Source organism: Butyrivibrio sp. XPD2006, from assembly GCF_000420865.1.
Lineage (GTDB): Bacteria > Bacillota > Clostridia > Lachnospirales > Lachnospiraceae > Butyrivibrio.
This window is the reverse complement of record NZ_ATVT01000002.1, coordinates 107,575-125,928: the sequence shown is the minus strand read 5'-3', so window position 1 is coordinate 125,928 and position 18,354 is coordinate 107,575. Positions and strand designations below refer to the sequence as shown.

Annotated in this window: 14 protein-coding genes; all 14 read left to right on the top strand. The window is 44.7% G+C overall.

Going from position 1 to position 18,354, the window contains the following annotated elements:
- Positions 1–36: 36 nt before the first annotated feature.
- The 14 genes from G590_RS20345 to G590_RS18145 are packed head-to-tail and all read left to right on the top strand — an operon-like array spanning position 37 to position 18,353.
- Complete coding sequence (locus G590_RS20345; protein ID WP_022764108.1) at positions 37–2,097, top strand: SpoIIE family protein phosphatase; 2,061 nt, start codon at positions 37–39, stop codon at positions 2,095–2,097.
- 21 nt (positions 2,098–2,118) lie between these two features.
- A complete protein-coding gene (rlmN, locus tag G590_RS0102555) occupies positions 2,119–3,162 on the top strand; it encodes a 23S rRNA (adenine(2503)-C(2))-methyltransferase RlmN (protein ID WP_022764107.1) in 1,044 nt (347 codons plus the stop codon).
- A gap of 48 nt (positions 3,163–3,210) precedes the next feature.
- Positions 3,211–3,972 carry a Stp1/IreP family PP2C-type Ser/Thr phosphatase gene (locus G590_RS0102550; protein ID WP_022764106.1) on the top strand — a complete coding sequence of 254 codons (762 nt, stop codon included), beginning with the start codon at positions 3,211–3,213 and terminating at the stop codon, positions 3,970–3,972.
- On the top strand, positions 3,965–6,010 hold the full coding sequence (pknB, locus tag G590_RS0102545; RefSeq protein ID WP_022764105.1) for a Stk1 family PASTA domain-containing Ser/Thr kinase: 2,046 nt from the start codon (positions 3,965–3,967) through the stop codon (positions 6,008–6,010). Before G590_RS0102550 ends, pknB begins: the two co-directional genes overlap by 8 nt.
- Before the next feature lie 5 nt (positions 6,011–6,015).
- A complete protein-coding gene (gene rsgA, locus G590_RS0102540; RefSeq protein WP_022764104.1) occupies positions 6,016–6,927 on the top strand; it encodes a ribosome small subunit-dependent GTPase A in 912 nt (303 codons plus the stop codon).
- 12 nt (positions 6,928–6,939) lie between these two features.
- Positions 6,940–7,515 carry a histidine phosphatase family protein gene (locus G590_RS0102535; protein WP_022764103.1) on the top strand — a complete coding sequence of 192 codons (576 nt, stop codon included), beginning with the start codon at positions 6,940–6,942 and terminating at the stop codon, positions 7,513–7,515.
- A gap of 13 nt (positions 7,516–7,528) precedes the next feature.
- Positions 7,529–9,802, top strand: a complete 2,274-nt coding sequence (locus G590_RS0102530; RefSeq protein WP_022764102.1) for a glycoside hydrolase family 3 C-terminal domain-containing protein — start codon at positions 7,529–7,531, stop codon at positions 9,800–9,802.
- Between the two features lie 36 nt (positions 9,803–9,838).
- Complete coding sequence (gene larB, locus G590_RS0102525; protein WP_022764101.1) at positions 9,839–10,648, top strand: nickel pincer cofactor biosynthesis protein LarB; 810 nt, start codon at positions 9,839–9,841, stop codon at positions 10,646–10,648.
- 30 nt (positions 10,649–10,678) lie between these two features.
- A complete protein-coding gene (locus tag G590_RS0102520; protein ID WP_022764100.1) occupies positions 10,679–11,680 on the top strand; it encodes an ABC transporter substrate-binding protein in 1,002 nt (333 codons plus the stop codon).
- Between the two features lie 17 nt (positions 11,681–11,697).
- Positions 11,698–12,432 (top strand): ABC transporter permease, encoded by a 735-nt coding sequence (locus tag G590_RS0102515; RefSeq protein ID WP_026493868.1) that lies wholly within the window; start codon positions 11,698–11,700, stop codon positions 12,430–12,432.
- Entirely contained in the window at positions 12,422–13,003 is a 582-nt protein-coding gene (locus G590_RS0102510; RefSeq protein ID WP_022764098.1) for an ABC transporter ATP-binding protein, read from the top strand. Before G590_RS0102515 ends, G590_RS0102510 begins: the two co-directional genes overlap by 11 nt.
- Before the next feature lie 16 nt (positions 13,004–13,019).
- On the top strand, positions 13,020–14,492 hold the full coding sequence (locus tag G590_RS0102505; protein ID WP_022764097.1) for a 4Fe-4S dicluster domain-containing protein: 1,473 nt from the start codon (positions 13,020–13,022) through the stop codon (positions 14,490–14,492).
- Positions 14,493–14,509: 17 nt separating this feature from the next.
- On the top strand, positions 14,510–17,545 hold the full coding sequence (locus tag G590_RS18150) for a response regulator (protein WP_022764096.1): 3,036 nt from the start codon (positions 14,510–14,512) through the stop codon (positions 17,543–17,545).
- Between the two features lie 28 nt (positions 17,546–17,573).
- The gene (locus G590_RS18145) at positions 17,574–18,353 is read left to right on the top strand and encodes a response regulator (RefSeq protein WP_022764095.1); all 780 of its coding nucleotides are present in this window, start codon (positions 17,574–17,576) and stop codon (positions 18,351–18,353) included.
- The last annotated feature ends 1 nt before the right edge of the window (position 18,354 follow it).

Sequence of the window (18,354 nt, the reverse complement as noted above, 5' to 3'; positions counted from 1 at the left end):
ACAGTGTGATTGCATTTTGTTAAGAGGGGTAACGATATGCTTTTGATGATCATCAAAATGTCCGGTATAACCTTGGCAATAACCATTCTTACATTGCTTTTGTGGATTTATCTGAGGGACAAAAAGATAACCTGGTCGATCAGGATACTGCTTGCGTTTGTTTACGCCGGATGCGCAATTTTATCCACCCATTTTGGTGTGGACTACAGCCATATGCTGATAAATGTCAGAGATATGGGCCCTCTCTGTGCAGGACTTTTCTTTGATCCGCTTGCGGGAATAATCGCAGGACTTATAGGTGGTATTGAGAGGTACATAGCCGGAGCTTATTGGGGCATCGGTTCCTACACCGAGGAGGCATGTGCCATTTCTACATGTCTTTCGGGATTTGTTGCTGCTTTCATGAGCATATTTATCTTTAAGAGAAAAAAGCCTTCTGCAACCTATGCATTTTTCATGGGTGCGGTTATGGAAGTTTTCCATATGTATGTTGTGTTCATCACACACAAAGATGACATGAAGATGGCTTTTTACGTTGTAAAGGTCTGTGCACCTCCGATGATCATATTCACCGGATTGGGACTTGCGTTATGTGCGAATGTGCTGAAGATCTATGCGGGGGAATGGAAGAATCCCTTTAAGAGACGCAAGGACTCTGAGATTCAGGTAGCCCAGAAATTTCAACGCTGGCTGTTTTTGGTAAGTGCAATTATCATTGTTGTCGGATTTTGCTTTTCTTTTGCGGTTCAGACTGCCTCTGCGGTTCAGAATACAGATGAGAGGCTTGAAACAGCATCAAAAGATATAATAGAGACCTATAACGAGGTTCGTGAAAAGAACTATAACATAAATGTTCTGCATTCCCATGTGGGCGAGACGGGGGCCTTTGATATTCTGAGAGAGTCAGGTCTTAGTATTACCGGAGGGCATAAGGGCGATTCATTGTCTGATGCCGAGATGGCAGCTGTAATGGCTAATCTTGACAAAGGTATGTTCAGAGGAAATGTATTTGGCTTGTATTCGTTCTGCAGAGCAGATACGCTTGCCAATGATGAGATACTTCTGGTAATGCTCCCGTCTGATGAGGTTTATGACGACAGGGATGCAGCGGCGTATGAAACTGCTCTTGCCGATATCATTTTGTTTACGGTAATCTATGTTCTGATATCCATGCTGGTTCAGGAAATAGTTGTAAATAATCTGGATCTTGTAAACGAATCCCTCAACAAGATTACAAACGGTGACCTTAACGAGACGGTAAATGTCTACAATTCATCGGAATTTGCATCACTTTCCGATGACATAAACCAGACAGTTGATGTTTTGAAGGGCTATATTGATGCTGCCGAAAAGCGAATAGCCCAGGAGCTTGAATTTGCCAAATCCATACAGGAATCTGCGCTTCCGCAGAACTTCAGGATTCCAAGAAAAGACGTAGAGGTCTTTGCAACTATGGATCCTGCCAAAGAGGTGGGAGGCGACTTCTACGATTTCTTCTTTTTGGATGCCGGTGTTATGGCACTTGTTATTGCTGACGTATCCGGAAAAGGTATTCCTGCATCTCTTTTCATGATGAGAAGTAAGGCTGCCATAAGAAGTACCGCAGGAGCGGGCTCGAGTCCTTCCGAGATACTTGCCAAAGTCAATGACGTATTGTGCGAAGGCAACGATGCGGACATGTTCGTCACAGTCTGGATCGGTATTATGGATCTTAAGACCGGACTTATGAGATGCTCAAATGCCGGATATGAGTATCCGATAATCAGGCATAAAGGCGGAGACTATGAGCTCTTTAAGGACAAACACAGTATTGCGCTTGCCACCATGGAAGGCGTAATGTACAAGGATTATGAGCTTCAGCTTGAGTACGGAGATGAGATCTTTGTTTACACAGATGGTATCCCTGAGGCAATAGATATGGATGTACAGCAGTATGGTACCGACAGACTTCTTGACGCTCTCAATGCCAATAAGGATATTCCTCTGGACAGACTTCTTCCGAGAGTCAGAAATGACCTTTCCGCATTCGTTGGCGAAGCTGAGCAGTTTGATGATGTCACAATGCTCGGATTCAGGTATATAGATCCGAATGCATAAATTTATTTACAGGAGTTATAGATGTACGATTTAAATAGAGATATAAAGTCTCTGAACCTTGATGAGCTGACAGCTGTAATCAAGGAGATGGGAGAGCCCGCGTTCAGGGCAAAACAGCTCTATCAGTGGATGCATGTAAAGATGGCAAGAAGCTACGATGAGATGACCAATATTCCTGCATCTTTAAAGAGCAAGCTGATGGAAAATTTTGACTTCACATCCCTAAAGCAGGTGGATCTTCAGGAGTCAAAGCTGGACGAAACCAAGAAGTTTTTATTTGCACTCTCCGATGGCAATGTCATCGAGAGTGTTTTCATGAAATACAAATTCGGAGTCAGCGTATGTATCTCTTCTCAGGTTGGATGCAGGATGGGATGTAAGTTCTGTGCGTCAACCATTGACGGAGTGGTTAGAGGTCTTTTGCCATCAGAGATGCTTGACCAGATATATGCAATATCCAGGATCACAGGGGAGAAGGTTGCCAGAGTTGTTGTAATGGGAAGCGGAGAACCGCTGGATAACTACGACAATGTCGTGAAATTTGTAAGACTACTGAGTGATCCGAACGGACACAACTTAGGCCAGAGGAACCTTACCATATCCACCTGCGGAATTGTTCCAAACATATACAAGCTGGCGGATGAAGATTTTGCCATAAACCTTGCGCTCTCCCTTCATGCATCTAACGATGAGAAGAGAAAAGAGCTTATGCCTATCGCCAATACTTATACCATCAAGGAAGTTCTTGATGCCTGCAGGGCATATTTTGACAAAACAGGAAGACAGCTCACCTTTGAGTATTCGCTGGTGAGCGGTGTAAATGACACTGACAAAGACGCGGCTGAATTATCAGATCTTCTAAAGGGGCTTAACGCGGTTGTAAACCTTATTCCGGTGAACCCGATCAAGGAGAGGACCTTTAAGCCCACAGACCGCAAGGGCGCTGAGCAGTTCAAAAATAAGCTTGAAAAAAGCCATATAAATGTTACTATTAGAAGAGAAATGGGCAGGGATATAGACGGAGCCTGTGGACAATTGCGCAGACGCCATCTGGAAGAGAAATAGTACCACCTGCTTTTTTTCCATGAATAAATGTACTCTCAGGAGGCAGTTTTGCTTAAGACTTTTTCCATTACGGATATAGGAAAAAAGAGAAAATTAAATCAGGATTATGTCTTTTCATCCGACACCAGGATCGGTAATCTGTCCAACGTGTTCATTGTTGCAGACGGCATGGGTGGTCACAATGCAGGTGACTATGCGTCCAGATTTACCGTAGATACCATGGTGGAGGAGATCGAGAAGTCTTTTGAACAGAGTCCTGTCAAGATTTTGGAGAATGCCATTAAGACAGCCAACAGGAAGCTCCGCGAGAAGGCAGCAGAGGACCCTAATCTTTTCGGAATGGGTACAACTGTAGTTGCAGCCACGGTTCTTGGCAGATATCTGCAGGTTGCCAATGTCGGAGACTCAAGGCTTTATGTAATTAATGACAAGATCACTCAGATAACCAGAGACCATTCCCTTGTGGAAGAGATGGTCCGTATGGGGGGAATAGACAGAGAAACCGCAAGGACTCACCTTGATAAGAATATAATTACCAGGGCTATCGGTGCCACTGAGACAGTAGACATCGACTTTTTTAATGTGGAATTAAACCGTGGGGACATCGTTCTCATGTGTTCTGACGGACTTACAAACATGCTTGAGGATGAAGAGATCCGCATGATAGTAAGCGGTCAGAGGGATATTATCGAAAAGGCGCAAAAGCTCGTTGACCACGCCAATAACAACGGAGGCAAGGACAATATAGCGGTTATTCTTATTGAGCCTTATGCAGATGAACCGGGGCACATTGGAGGACTAAATGGTTAAGATTGGAATGGTGATCGGAGATCGCTATGAGGTGCTTGAAAAGATCGGCACCGGCGGCATGTCCGATGTTTACAAAGCAAAAGATCATAAGCTTAATAGACTTGTTGCTGTTAAAGTGCTCAAACAGGAGTTTTCCGAGAATGAGAACTTCGTATCCAAGTTCAGGGTAGAAGCACAGTCAACTGCAGGTCTTCTGCATCCTAACACTGTTAATGTGTATGATGTAGGCGATGAAGACGGAATAAATTATATAGTAATGGAGCTTGTTGACGGAATTACTCTCAAGAAATACATCGAGAAGAAGTCAAGGCTCTCAGTCAAGGAAGCGGTCAGTATAGCAATCCAGGTGGCTATGGGACTGGAGGCTGCTCACAATAACGGTATCATACACAGAGATATCAAACCGCAGAATATCATGATCTCAAGAGACGGTAAGGTTAAGGTTACAGACTTTGGAATTGCCAAGGCTGCCACCAGCAACACCATTACCTCCAATGTCATGGGATCGGTTCATTATACATCTCCGGAGCAGGCAAGAGGCGGATACAGCGATGCCAAGAGTGATATCTATTCACTTGGAATCACACTCTTTGAGATGCTCACAGGAAGAGTTCCTTTCAATGGGGACACAACTGTTGCAATTGCCATCAAGCATATTCAGGAGGAGCTTCCGAGCCCTGCTGAGTTCAATGATGAGATACCGATAAGTGTTGAGAAGATCGTGCTTAAGTGCTGCCAGAAGAGCCCGGACAGACGTTATCAGAATGCGGCTGAGCTTATTGCAGATCTTAAGAGATCACTTATCACCCCGGACAAAGACTTTGTGTCTTTGGTGGATCCCGACGAGGAGGGAGCTACGAGAGTTGCCTCTGAGGAAGAGGAAGAGATGCTTCACAGCTCCGGCGGAAGATTGTCCGATACAGAGCAGATGAGGCTTAAGTCCGATGTGATGAAGGACTATGACAGAGACGATCACTACGATGATTACGATAAAAAGAGACCTAAGAGAAGAACCTACGACGATGACGATGACGAATTCTACGGCTATTCCAAGTCATCAAACAGGAGAAGGTCAGGTTCAGGCTCGAGCTCTTCACAGTCAAAAGTTGAGAAGATGACAATAGTAATGGCGATCATCTCAGCTGCTCTTGTAGGCTTTATCGTTCTGCTTCTTCTTGGAAGAAGCCTTGGAATATTCGGCGGAGAGGAAGAGCCGGTAGAGGGAGCAAGCACGGAGCTTAGCAGTACCGAGACAAGTTCCGATTCAGCTGACGGAATTGAGATTCCCGATGTTGTAGGCAAGACTGTTGCAGAAGCTGTTTCCATACTTCATGACGACAAGGGTTTTGATGTAGAGAAGGCAGCGGACTCTGCCAATACTGCAGCCAAGGACACTGTTGTTTCAATGAGTCCGGCAGCAGGCAATAAAACAAAGAGCGGATCAAAGGTCACAATTTACATAAGTGACGGTTCCAATCACAGTACTCAGGCAGCAACTGCCGAGGTTTCAACAGCCAAGTCAGAGGGACAGGTTACTGTGCCCAATATAATCGGCATGACTTCTGAAGATGCTGTTATTACTCTGGTAGAAGCAGGACTTGAGGCAGGTAAGGTCGTAGAGACCACCAATGAGGACTCCAATCTGACAGGTCTTATATGTGCTCAGAGCATAGCTCCTCAGACTTCAGTATCACAGGGAACTGTTATAAACATGGAACTTTCAACAGGCCCCGCCAAGGTAACATACAGTTACAATGCAGAGATTGCAGCTCCCACCGAGGGAGAAAATTATACATACGGAATTCCTGTGAGGGTGACGCTGGTAACATCAGACGGAACAACGCTTCTTAGCACGACAACAACTGATTTCCCTGTACAGGGTACGTACAAGGGAATAACAGCTCCAACCGGAACACTCACTTTTGTTTACACAGCAACTGCTCCTACATCCACCAATCCCGAAACCGGAGAAACAACAGGTGGAGAGACTCAGGAGTACACAGTAACCAGAGCGGTTACTTTCACGCAGGAGAACTAACCCTTATGCGAGGTAGGATACTTAAGGGCATCGCCGGGTTTTATTATGTGGAGACCAGAGATCTCAAGGTCTATGAATGTAAGGCCAAAGGGATATTCAGAAGGTCCGGTATAAAACCAATAGTAGGCGATAATGTTGAGATTGAGATTATTGATGAAGAAAACAGGCAGGGAAATCTTACGGATATCCTGCCTCGAAAAAATTGTCTTTACAGACCGCCTGTTGCAAATGTTGACCAGGCGGTTATTTTGTTCGCTATTGTTAAGCCGGATCCCAACTACAATCTTTTGGACCGCTTTCTTATCATGATGAGGCAGCAGAATCTGCCGGTCATTATCTGCTTCAACAAGCAGGACATCGCCACTGAGGAGGAGCAAAAAGAGCTTCATGACGCCTATGAGAAGTGCGGATATAAGGTTCTTTTTGTCAGTGTAAAAGAGGAGCGCGGCCTTGATGAGCTCAAGGAGCTCTTAAAAGGCAAAACTTCAACTCTGGCAGGACCCAGCGGCGTCGGCAAGTCATCTCTTTTAAACAAACTTGTTCCCGATGCGGATATGCAGATCGGTGAACTCAGCAGGAAGATTGACAGGGGCAAGAATACTACAAGACATTCAGAGCTCTTTTTCGTAAAAGAACTGTCGGAGGACGGGCAGGATACATTTATTATTGACACACCGGGCTTTACTTCACTGGAACTCAGGGATGTCAGCGCCGACGAGCTTATGGGATATTATCCTGAATTTGAGGAATTCGAGCCCTTTTGCAGGTTTGGAGGATGCTCACATATTGCAGAGCCTGATTGCGGCGTGAAGTCAGCTCTTGAGGAAGGAAAGCTCTCCGGAGTGAGGTATGACAATTACAGGATCATCTACAAGGATCTGAAGAATGCAAGGCCTGATTATTCAAAGAAGAAATGAGGTTTTTACCCGATGAAGATTTATGTCGTAAGACATGGTCAGACAGACTATAACAAACACAGAATGATGCAGGGAAGAAGCGATATTCCCTTAAACGAAGCGGGACTTTCTCAGGCCAGAGCCAAGAGAGAGCTGCTTGGAGATTTAAAGTTTGACGCTGTCTATTCAAGCCCTCTTATAAGAGCGGTCAGGACGGCGGAGATAATAGGAAATGTGTCCGAAGATGACATCATCAAGGATGAGAGGATCATCGAGGCAAATTTTGGCAAATATGAACTCAAGAACTATTATATGACGGGACTCCCCATGATGTCATACTGGTCTTTTCCGGAGATATTCAAGGCTCCTAAGGGAGTTGAGACCCTTCGGGAAATGATAGACAGGACAAGCTCTTTTCTTAAGGAGCTGGAGCAGAAGGACTATGAAAATGTACTTGTTGCCTGTCATGGCGGAATAATAAGACCCATAAGGGGATATCTTGAAAACAGAAAAAGCGGAGTCATCTGGAGGCCAAGGCCCAAGAACTGCGAGATTTTTGTCTACGAATCTATAGACGGCAAACACAGACTTTTAGAGGATATCAGATAAAAGGAGGATCAGCGTGAAATCAGCAGAACTTATTTCAAAAATGACATTACAGGAAAAAGCATCTCTTCTTTCAGGAGGAGACTTTTGGCATACACAGGCCATAGACAGGCTTGGCATCAAGGGATACATGATGTGCGACGGACCTAACGGCCTGAGAAAGCAGGAGGGCAGCCCTGATCATCTCGGAAAGAAGGAGAGCATAAAGACTGTCTGCTATCCTTCAGCCAATACACTTGCATCAAGTTTTGATGTGGATCTGGAGAAAAAGCTTGGACAGAGCCTGGGCGATGAGTGCAACAGGGAGCATATCAGTATGCTTTTGGGACCGGGACTTAACATGAAGAGAAGTCCTGTCTGCGGAAGAAATTTTGAGTATTTTTCAGAGGATCCTTATCTTGCAGGTAAACTGGCTTCGGCTTTTGTAGAGGGCGTTCAGTCAAAGGGCGTGGCAGCCTGCCCCAAGCATTTTGCCACCAATAACCAGGAATACAGAAGAATGTCCGGCAATTCCATAGTTGATGAGAGGACACTTCATGAGATATATCTGACTGCATTTGAGATGCTGGTAAAAGAGGCGGGACCCAAGTCCATTATGTGTGCTTACAACCAGCTCAACGGAACCTATCTTTCAGAGAATAAATACATGCTCACCGATGTCCTGAGGGACAAGTGGGGATTTGACGGATTTGTTGTAACTGATTGGGGCGCAGGAAAAGGACCTGCAAAGGGAGTTGAGGCAGGACTTGATCTTGTTATGCCCGGCGGACCAAAAGACCACGAGAAGGCAATTATTGCTGCTGTGGAAGCGGGAGAGCTGGATGAGGCATTGGTTGATAAAGCAGTAGGACGCATACTTGATGTGTTCTTCTGGAATGATGACAATGCTCCAAAGGATGCAGCTCCATCCAACGAGGCTACAAGTAAGGCTGACTATGAACTGGCAAGAGAACTGGCAGAAAACAGTGCGGTTCTTCTGAAGAATAACAGAGTACTTCCTCTTAAGAAGGATAAAAAGATCCTCTTTGTGGGTGAGTTTGCAAAGACTCCGAGATATCAGGGATCAGGTTCTTCACACATCAACAGTATCTGTGTTTCCAATGCTCTTGATGCGGCAGCAGACAGAGGTGTTTCATATGTGAGAGGATATGACACGTCAAATACCAAAGACAGTTATATTCTCAGGGAAGAGGCAGTTCAGGCTGCTGAGAATGCAGATGTTATAGTTATATTTGCCGGTCTTCCCGCATCTTACGAATCGGAAGGCTTTGACAGAGATGATATCAATCTTCCGAGGGAGCAGGATAAGCTTATCGACGATCTCGCCCATACCGGCAAAAAGGTTGTTGTGGTACTCCATAACGGTGGTGCTGTGGCAATGCCATGGATAGATAAGGTAGATGCGGTGCTGGATATGATGCTTGCGGGAGATGCTGTAGGAGAGGCAACCGTAAGGCTTTTATGGGGAGAGGCAAATCCTTCGGGAAAACTTGCTGAGACATATCCCATCAAGCTTTCCGATAACCCAAGCTTTTTGAATTTCCCGGGAGAACATGGTAACCCCGTTTATGCAGAGGGCATTTATATCGGCTACAGATATTATGAAAAGAAGAGAATGCCGGTACTGTTCCCCTTCGGACATGGACTTACCTATTCTGAATTTGAGTATTCCAATATAAGCATAGACAAGGACAGCATCACGGATCAGGATACTGTAAATGTCAGCATTGATGTTTGGAACGTTGGAAGATATGCAGGCAAGGAGGTTGTTCAGCTCTATGTTTCAGAGAATGCTCCAAGGGTTTCCAGACCGCATAAAGAGCTGAAGGGCTTTAAGAAGATTGAATTAAACCCGGGCGAGAGTACAAGGGTAACCTTTACTCTGGACAAGAGGTCTTTTGCCTACTACGATGAGAGGCTCCATGACTTCTACGTACCGAGTGATGATTACAGCATCATGGTTGGTGCTTCCTCAGCTGACATCAGGCATACCGTTCAGGTTCATGTTGAGGGAACAGTTGACCTTCCCGGAAACTTTATCACCTTTACTCCTATTGAGGATATCCTCGAGAACAGAAAGGGAAAAGAGATACTCGGACCTGTCATCGATAAGGTGCTTGCAGCAAATGACCAGGAAGGCGGAAATGATGAATCCCTGGGCGAAGCAGGCAAGAAAATGTTTGAAAAGATGATAAAGGAAATGCCTGTCCTTAGTCTGGCAAGCTTTGGAATGATGAGTGTAGACGATGTTCAGAAATTGCTGGATCAGATTAATTCTGTGGTAGAATAATATTAGGTTATTATGCGCTGATTATGGAGACATACTATGGATGAGAGAAGCGTCAAGGAGCTTTTAAACCTTGTAAGATCAGGTGAGATTTCAGTTGATGAGGCAGTTCTGAGTCTGAAGGAAGAGCCTTTTGAAGATATGGGGTTTGCAAGACCTGATTTTCACAGAGGAATAAGACAGGGTAAACCGGAGGTGATCTATGGTGCCGGCAAGACTCCCGAGCAGATCTTTGAAATATCAAAAGCGCTGCTTGGTCATGGCCAGAACAGGGCGCTCATCACAAGAATGTCAAAAGAAGCTGCGCAGTACTATGAGAGCAATTTATCGGAAACAACTGGCTTTTTTATATATGATGAGTACAGCAAAGTCGGAATAGCCTATACAGATGAGGGCAAACCCGGGTTTTCCGTTCCTCACGATGTTAAGGCTTCTCCGTTTGAGGGCGATGGCAAGATAGTAGTTGCCACGGGCGGAACAAGTGATATTCCTATTGCTGAGGAAGCTGCTCTTACTGCTGAGTTTTTCGGCAATAAGGTTGTAAGGCTTTATGATGTCGGTGTTTCAGGTATACACAGACTTCTTGCACAGGAACCGATGGAAGAGATCATGACGGCCAATGTGATCATAGCGATTGCCGGAATGGAAGGCGCTCTCCCGAGCGTCATAGGAGGCCTTGCATCAGTACCTGTCATTGCTGTGCCGACTAGTGTCGGATACGGAGCTTCTTTCGGAGGTGTTGCAGCTCTTTTATCCATGCTTAATTCCTGCGCAAGCGGAGTGAGCGTGGTAAATATAGACAATGGTTTCGGTGCCGGCTATCTGGCAGGCATGATAAACCAGAAATAAATACGGAGAGACTGGAGTTTATACACGAAAATGAGAATGAACAAATCAAAGAGAATACTGTCAAGTGTGGCCCTTATACTCATTCTGGCTATGGTTATCGGAACAATCGCCAGTGCACTTATGGGGTGCGGGGCTGTGGAAAAGAAGGATGACACAGTCATTCGGATCGGAGGCATGAAGGGTGCCACCACAATAGGACTTGTAAACCTTGTTGATAAGATAAACAAAGGAGAGGCTTCAAATTATAGCTTTGAGATGTACACTGTAGGCAGCGATGTCATGGCAGCAATGGTGGCTGGAGAAGTTGATATAGCTACTGTACCGGCCAATGTAGCATGTGTAATGAACACTAAGGTTGAAGGCGGAGTATCGGTAATTGATATCAATACCCTGGGAGTTCTTAATTGCATATCGGCCGGCGATCAGATTACATCTGTATCAGATCTGTCCGGTATGACCGTGTACACAACCGGTCAGGGAGCGGTTCCTGAATATACAATCAGATATCTTCTTGAGGCAAATGGCGTAACAGATTGCAATCTTGAGTTTAAGTCAGAGCCTACTGAGATTGTTTCAATATTTGCAGATAATGCTGATGCAGTTGCAATCCTTCCTCAGCCCTTTGTGACCGCAGCACTTGCTCAGAATGAGTCGCTGAAGATTGCATTTGACTTAAACGATGAATGGGCAAAGGTTAATACTGACTGTAAGATCGTCACCGGTGTTACGGTTGCGACCAATTCCTTCATCAAGGAACACGGAAGTCTTGTGGATGCGTTCCTCAAAGAGCACAAAGAGAGCGCTGATAAGGCACTTTCAGATGTGGATACCACTGCGGCTCTCGTGGTGGAGCAGGGCATCATAGCCAAGGAGCCACTGGCCAAGAAGGCTATTCCAAACTGCAACATTACATGTATTACGGGAAAAGAGATGAAGGATACTCTTGCAGGGTATCTCAAGGTTTTGTTTGAACAGGATCCCAAATCCGTTGGAGGAAGTATCCCCGGCGATGAGTTTTACTATGGGGCTTGACCGGGGGAATGGACTTGTTGAAAAAAGTTTTGAAGAAGGGCATTCCGGTACTTTTATGGCTTGTGATCTGGCAGCTGGTAGCCCTGATAATACATAACAAAATACTTTTGGCCGGACCTTTGGAGACTGTCAGAGCGTTGATCAGTCTGTCCGGAACAGCTGATTTCTGGGAATCGATAGCAGAGAGTACATGGCGTATACTCCTGGGATTTTTGGTGGGGACGGTTCTTGGAACAGGAGCCGCATATCTGGCATACACCAAAGAGTTTATAAGGGATTTTCTACAGCCTTTTGTTGTAACTTTGAAATCCGTACCTGTGGCGAGTTTTGTAATACTTCTGCTGATATGGTTCGGAAGCAAAAATATATCTGTGATAATCTGTGCGATGGTGGTTTTTCCGATACTCTACCTCAGCACTTTGGAGGGGCTTCTTTCTACTGACAAAAAGCTCCTTGAGATGGCTGAAGTTTTCAGGATGCCGGGTGGCCGGGTTATCCGATATATCTTTTTGCCGCAGCTGAAACCTTTTTTCCGGAGTGCATTTAAACTTGCTATCGGAATGAGCTTTAAGAGCGGAATAGCTGCAGAAGTTATAGGACAGCCCCTTCACACAATGGGCAACGGCCTGTATCTGGCCAAGGTTTATTTGGAGACCGGCGAGCTTTTTGCCTGGACTATAGTTATAGTCCTGATCTCTTTTATCTGTGAGAAGATACTTGCCCTGGCATTGGGGGAACGAAATGACAATTGAAGTAAAAGATGTGAAGAAGTCGTACGATGGCAAGGTCGTACTTGAAGACTTCAACCTTAATATAGAATCAGAACACAGCTACATAATCACAGGACCTTCGGGTTGTGGCAAGACAACTCTCCTGCGTCTCATACTGGGGCTTGAGAAGCCGGATGCGGGAACAGTGAAGCTCCTCGGTGATTATAAATATCCGTTCATCAATTCCGGAACTGTTTTTCAGGAGGACCGTCTTTGCGAGGAATATGATGCAGTCACCAATGTGACGATGGTCAGCAGGAAGGTCTTTAAGGAGACGGTAACGGAGGAACTGCTTAAGCTCCTTCCGGAGGAGGCAATTCATAAGCCGGTAAAAGAGCTGTCGGGAGGCCAGAAAAGACGCGTGGCAATCGTCAGAGCCTGTGCCATTCCCAGTGATATTCTGATCATGGATGAACCTTTCACGGGACTTGACGATGAGTCCAGGGAGAAGTGCATTGAATATATCAGACACAAGCAGGGTTCGGGACCACTGGTTCTTACGACCCATGACACAAGAGGACTTGGCTTTGGCCGTGTAATTCAGATGGTATGAAAAAAGGAGATTTTTTATGGTAACAAATGATGCGAGTATGAACAGCTTCAAGCACAAGATCATGGAGGAAGTGTGCAGACTGGAGTGGAATGGCGAAAATGATCAGGAGCACATTGAGCAGCTTGTGCTCAAGATGATACCGGGACCCAAGCCGGAGTATCGCTGCTGCGTATATAAGGAGAGGGAGATTGTAAGGCAGAGGATCAATCTGGCAAATGCCAAGGCTCCCAGCTACAATCCTGAATCTGAGAATATTGTGCAGGTTATCGATCCGGCATGTGACGAGTGTCCGATCGCTGCATATTCTGTAACTGATAACTGCAGATTCTGTATGGGTAAGGCCTGCCTGAGTTCCTGCAAATTCGGTGCCATCACACCGGGTGATACACATATGCACATCGATCCTGCCAAGTGTAAGGAGTGCGGAATGTGTGCAAATGCATGTCCTTATAACGCTATCGTTCATCTCGAGAGACCTTGTAAGAAGGCATGTCCTGTAGGCGCTATTACCTACGATGAGTACGGATATTGCAAGATTGACGAGGATAAGTGTATACAGTGCGGACATTGTATCCACAGCTGTCCGTTTGCAGCTATCGGAAGCAAGACCTTCCTCGTAGACATCATAAAAGAGATCAAAGCAGGCAAAGAAGTTATTGCAATGTGTGCACCTGCAACCGAGGGACAGTTCGGTGAGGAAATCACCATGGGTTCCATCAGGGAGGGACTTAAAAAGATCGGTTTTGCGGATATGGTAGAAGTAGGACTTGGCGGTGATATGACAGCTGCCTATGAATCTGCAGAGTGGTCAGAGGCATACAAGGAAGGCAGAAAGATGACAACTTCATGCTGTCCTGCATTCATCAATATGTTAAAGAAGCATTTCCCCGAGCAGTACAAGGAGAATATGTCATCAACAGTTTCTCCTATGTGTGCTATTTCAAGATATTTAAAGGCTACAAGACCCGGATGCGTAACGGTATTTATCGGACCATGTATCGCCAAGAAGTCTGAGGCTCAGGATAAATCAGTTCCGGACAATGCGGATTACGTTGTAACCTACGGAGAACTCAGAGCTCTCATGAGATCCAAGGATGCCAAATTTGAGCCTGTTCCCGAGGATTATCAGGAGTCTTCAATCTGGGGAAAGAGATTTGCAGCCAGCGGCGGAGTTGCAAATGCTGTTATCGAGTGTATGCACGAGAGAGGAGAAGATACCGAGGGTATCAAGCTTCACAGAGCAGCAGGCGGAGCAGAGTGTAAAAAAGCTCTTACTCTTCTTAAGGTTGGTAAGCTTCCCGAGGACTTTATCGAAGGTATGGTTTGTCCCGGAGGCTGTGTAGGCGGACCTTCAAGACACAAGAATATCAGTGATATAAATAAGCCCAGAGAAGCTCTTCTTGCAAAGGCAGATGACAGAAAAGTTTTGGAAAATCTCAAGAATTATCCTATGGATAAGTTTTCGATGCACAGAGACGGTCATATGTAATACTGAGGGTGCCATATATGGAAATAGCCGGAATGTTCAAACGACCCCGAAATCCGAAACAGATCACAAAGAGAATCATAACAGCTCTGATGGTGCTGCTGACTGCAGCTTTTATCATACTGTACAATGAAAACGTACTTTATGTTGAAAGGACAGGCTATTTTAAAGCAGGACTTTTATATGCCATCAGATATATTCCGTTGGTTGTTGTTACCGCTCTTGGCGGTAACATACCCGGGATGATATGCGTCCTTTTGGTGTTTCTTCACAGGTCTTATGTCAGCAGCTCTTTTTCATATATGACATTCGTCTACCTTCTTGTGGTATGTGTAGTGGATATGCTTGCCAGAAGGAGGTTCTATGCCAAAAAGTACAAGGTTATTCTGGCATCTGTTTTCCTGCAGATACTGGTCGGTAATTTTTGGGGTATTATTCTTATACTGCTTAGTGATGAGGGGATTGCTGTTATTTCATTGAAACAGCAGTTGTTCTTTTTCTTAAATGAGCTGCCGGGATGTCTTTTAAGCAGCTTTATTGTCTATTTAATATTCAAAAAACTTCCTGATAAGATCAAACTTTTATTTGGTAACGGCAAATACTATGTGGATACCTCCAAGCTCTCGGAAGATGAGAGATATACTGTGGAAGCCACTTCCAGGATCAGCCTTATCATTATGAATATCATTATTTTTGAAGCTCTGGTTATCGGAATATCAGCAGAGCTTGCATCCAATACAATTCTGCCGATCATTAAAAATGATAATGCCCTGGAGCAGCCGGTGAGTAAGAATTCACTGTCTGATGTCGGAAGCGCGGCCCGGATGGAACTGATCGTCAGCCGTGAGATGGAAGGCGTGTTCCAGGATGAAACAACATATTTTAATGAACAGGTATCAGGACAGAGGAGGGTGGATTATAAATTCAGTATTCAGCTGGCTATGCTGATTTCTGTTATTGTTATTCCGATGGCAGTTTTTATGAACAGATATGCCCAGTGGAGGATTGCAAGACCAATCAGGGCTCTGTCCAAGGCCATGACAAGTATATATAATTCCAATGACAAAAACCTTAATACGGCAGTTGAAGAGGTTCATAATCTGGAAATCAATACCAAAGATGAAATAGAAGGCTTGTATCACGCCGTTGATCTTACGGTATACAGGCTTGTAGAGTATATCGAACTGGTTAAGACCAGACAGAATATCGAAGATCAGCTCCAAATAGCCAAGTCGGCCAATGAAGCAAAATCCAGGTTTCTGTCTGCTATTTCTCATGAGATCAGAACACCTATCAACGCTGTTCTGGGTTTTGATGAGATGATCCTCAGAGAGTCTGCGGATGAGACAATACTTGATTATGCAAGAGACATACAGAGCTCAGGCAAGACTCTTTTGGCACTGATCAATGATATCCTGGACTTCTCCAAAATTGAGGCCGGCAAGATGGAGATCATTCCGGTTGAATACGAGCTTGGTTCATTGCTCAACGATCTCTTTAACATGTCCGATGTCAGAGCAAGGGAAAAGAATTTGGACCTTTCCATCAATGTTAATGAGAAGATCCCGCATATTCTTTTTGGCGATGAGATCAGGATCAAACAGTGTATACTGAACATTGTGACAAATGCTGTCAAGTACACTGAGGCCGGATCTGTTGTGCTTGATGTGGACTATGAGGAAGTAGAACCCGAGAATCCTGAATACGATGATGTTCAGGACATCATGCTGAAGATCAGCGTTCGAGATACCGGCATTGGAATCAGGGAGGAAGATATGGATAAACTCATGTCTGCCTTTGAGAGAATCGATGCCAAAAAGAACAGGACTATTGAGGGCTCGGGGCTTGGTATAAACATCGTAGTATCACTTCTTGAACTTATGGACTCCAAACTGGATGTCAGCAGTAAGTACGGGGAGGGAAGCATATTCTCTTTTGCCATAAAACAACGTGTTGTGGACTGGGAACCTGTTGGAGATTTTACACAGAAAGCAGGTGAAGTCCAAAAAGCAATGGGAGCATATCAGGAGAGCTTCCATGCAGAAAAAGCCAGGATACTTGTGGTTGATGATACCAAAACAAATCTTACTGTTATCAAGGGCCTGTTAAAACAGACCAGAATGCAGGTGGATACAGCTATAAGCGGTATGGACGCCCTTGAGATGGTAAAAAACAATAAATACGATATAATCTTTTTGGATCACAGAATGCCTGAGATGGACGGAATCCAGACTTTCCATGCCATGGAAGAGATGTCTGACAATCTGAATAAGAATACACCGGTTGTGGCGCTGACAGCCAATGCAATTTCCGGCTCCAGAGAAATGTATTTGGGCGAAGGATTTGCAAATTATATGTCAAAACCTGTGGATCCTGAGAAACTTGAAGAAATGATCATGTTGTATCTGCCAAAGGACATGGTTACTAAATCTTCGGATGAGGGATTTATCTCCGAAGGTGCAGAGACTGATGAAGAAGATAAAAATGCATTCCAGGATCTTCTCAAGATAACCGGTGTGGATATAAATGCAGCCATTGAGCGATGCGGATCAGCAGTTCTTGCCAGGGATGTAATGAAGGATTTCTGGTTGTCTATTGATGAGAGAGCCGGAGCCATTGAGCGCTATGAGACGGAAAATGATATCAAGAACTATACCATTTATGTTCATGGCCTGAAGAGCTCAGCCAGAGCGGTGGGTGCTCTCGACCTCGCTGAAAAAGCAGAATTTCTTGAGAGTTGCGGAAACAACGGAGATGTTGATAATATAAGAATGTTGACTCCGGATCTTCTTTCGATGTACAGAAGTTATAACACAAGACTCGAACCTCTGTTTAAAGAAGATGAAAATAAAAAAACCGAAATATCTCCTGAAGAGCTGGAAAATGCCTTTGCTACCATAAAAGAATTTGTATCGGCATCATATTTTGACAGCGCGGATGATATTATGAAAATGCTTGAAGATTACGCTATTCCGGCGGAATACAGAAACAAATATCACGAAGTAAAAAGACTTATGGCAGCAGTTGACAGAGATGGACTTTTAAATATATTGTAGAGTAAATATAAGTGAGAGGCACTGGCGGATGGACAAAAGAGTATTGCTTATCGGAATACAAAAGAGCTTTATGATAAATGCAATAATGATTGGACTTCTCAAAGAGGATTTTCAGGTAGAGACTGCGGGCCCTACCAAGAGCGCGATCAGTGAGATTGCTGATAAGCCCAAGGTATATATTCTGTATCTGGGGGATTTTACCGAGGATCATTTAAGTGTTCTGAAGTACCTCAACGAAGCAATCGATTCAGAGAGATTCATGCTCTACCTTATTGGTAACAAAGAGGAGCTCGACCTTGCGATGTGCATTATTCCCAAGGAAAAGATCCAGGAGACATATCTCAGACCTCTTGATGTCAAACTCCTTGTACAGGATCTTAATGTAGTATTTGATTACAGCGCAGTGGACGAAAGCCTCAGGAAAAAAGTGCTTATCATCGATGACGACGGAGCAATGCTCAGAATGATGAGAACATGGCTCTCCGTTAAGTATCACGTTTATATGGCAAGCTCCGGCAAAATAGCTATGAGCTTTTTGATGCAGAATTCGGTGGATCTCATTCTTTTAGACTACGAGATGCCTGTCATGAGCGGGCCCGATGTGCTGAAAGAGATCAGAGAGACCCCTGCTATCAGAGATATTCCTGTTATTTTCCTTACAGCCAAGGATGACAAGGAAAGCGTAATGAAGGTTATCAGCCTAAAGCCTGCCAAATATCTTTTGAAATCAATGCCCAAAGAAAAGCTTATCGGGGCAATAGATGACTTCTTTACGGTTCTTGAAAACAGGAACAAATCTAATAAATAAA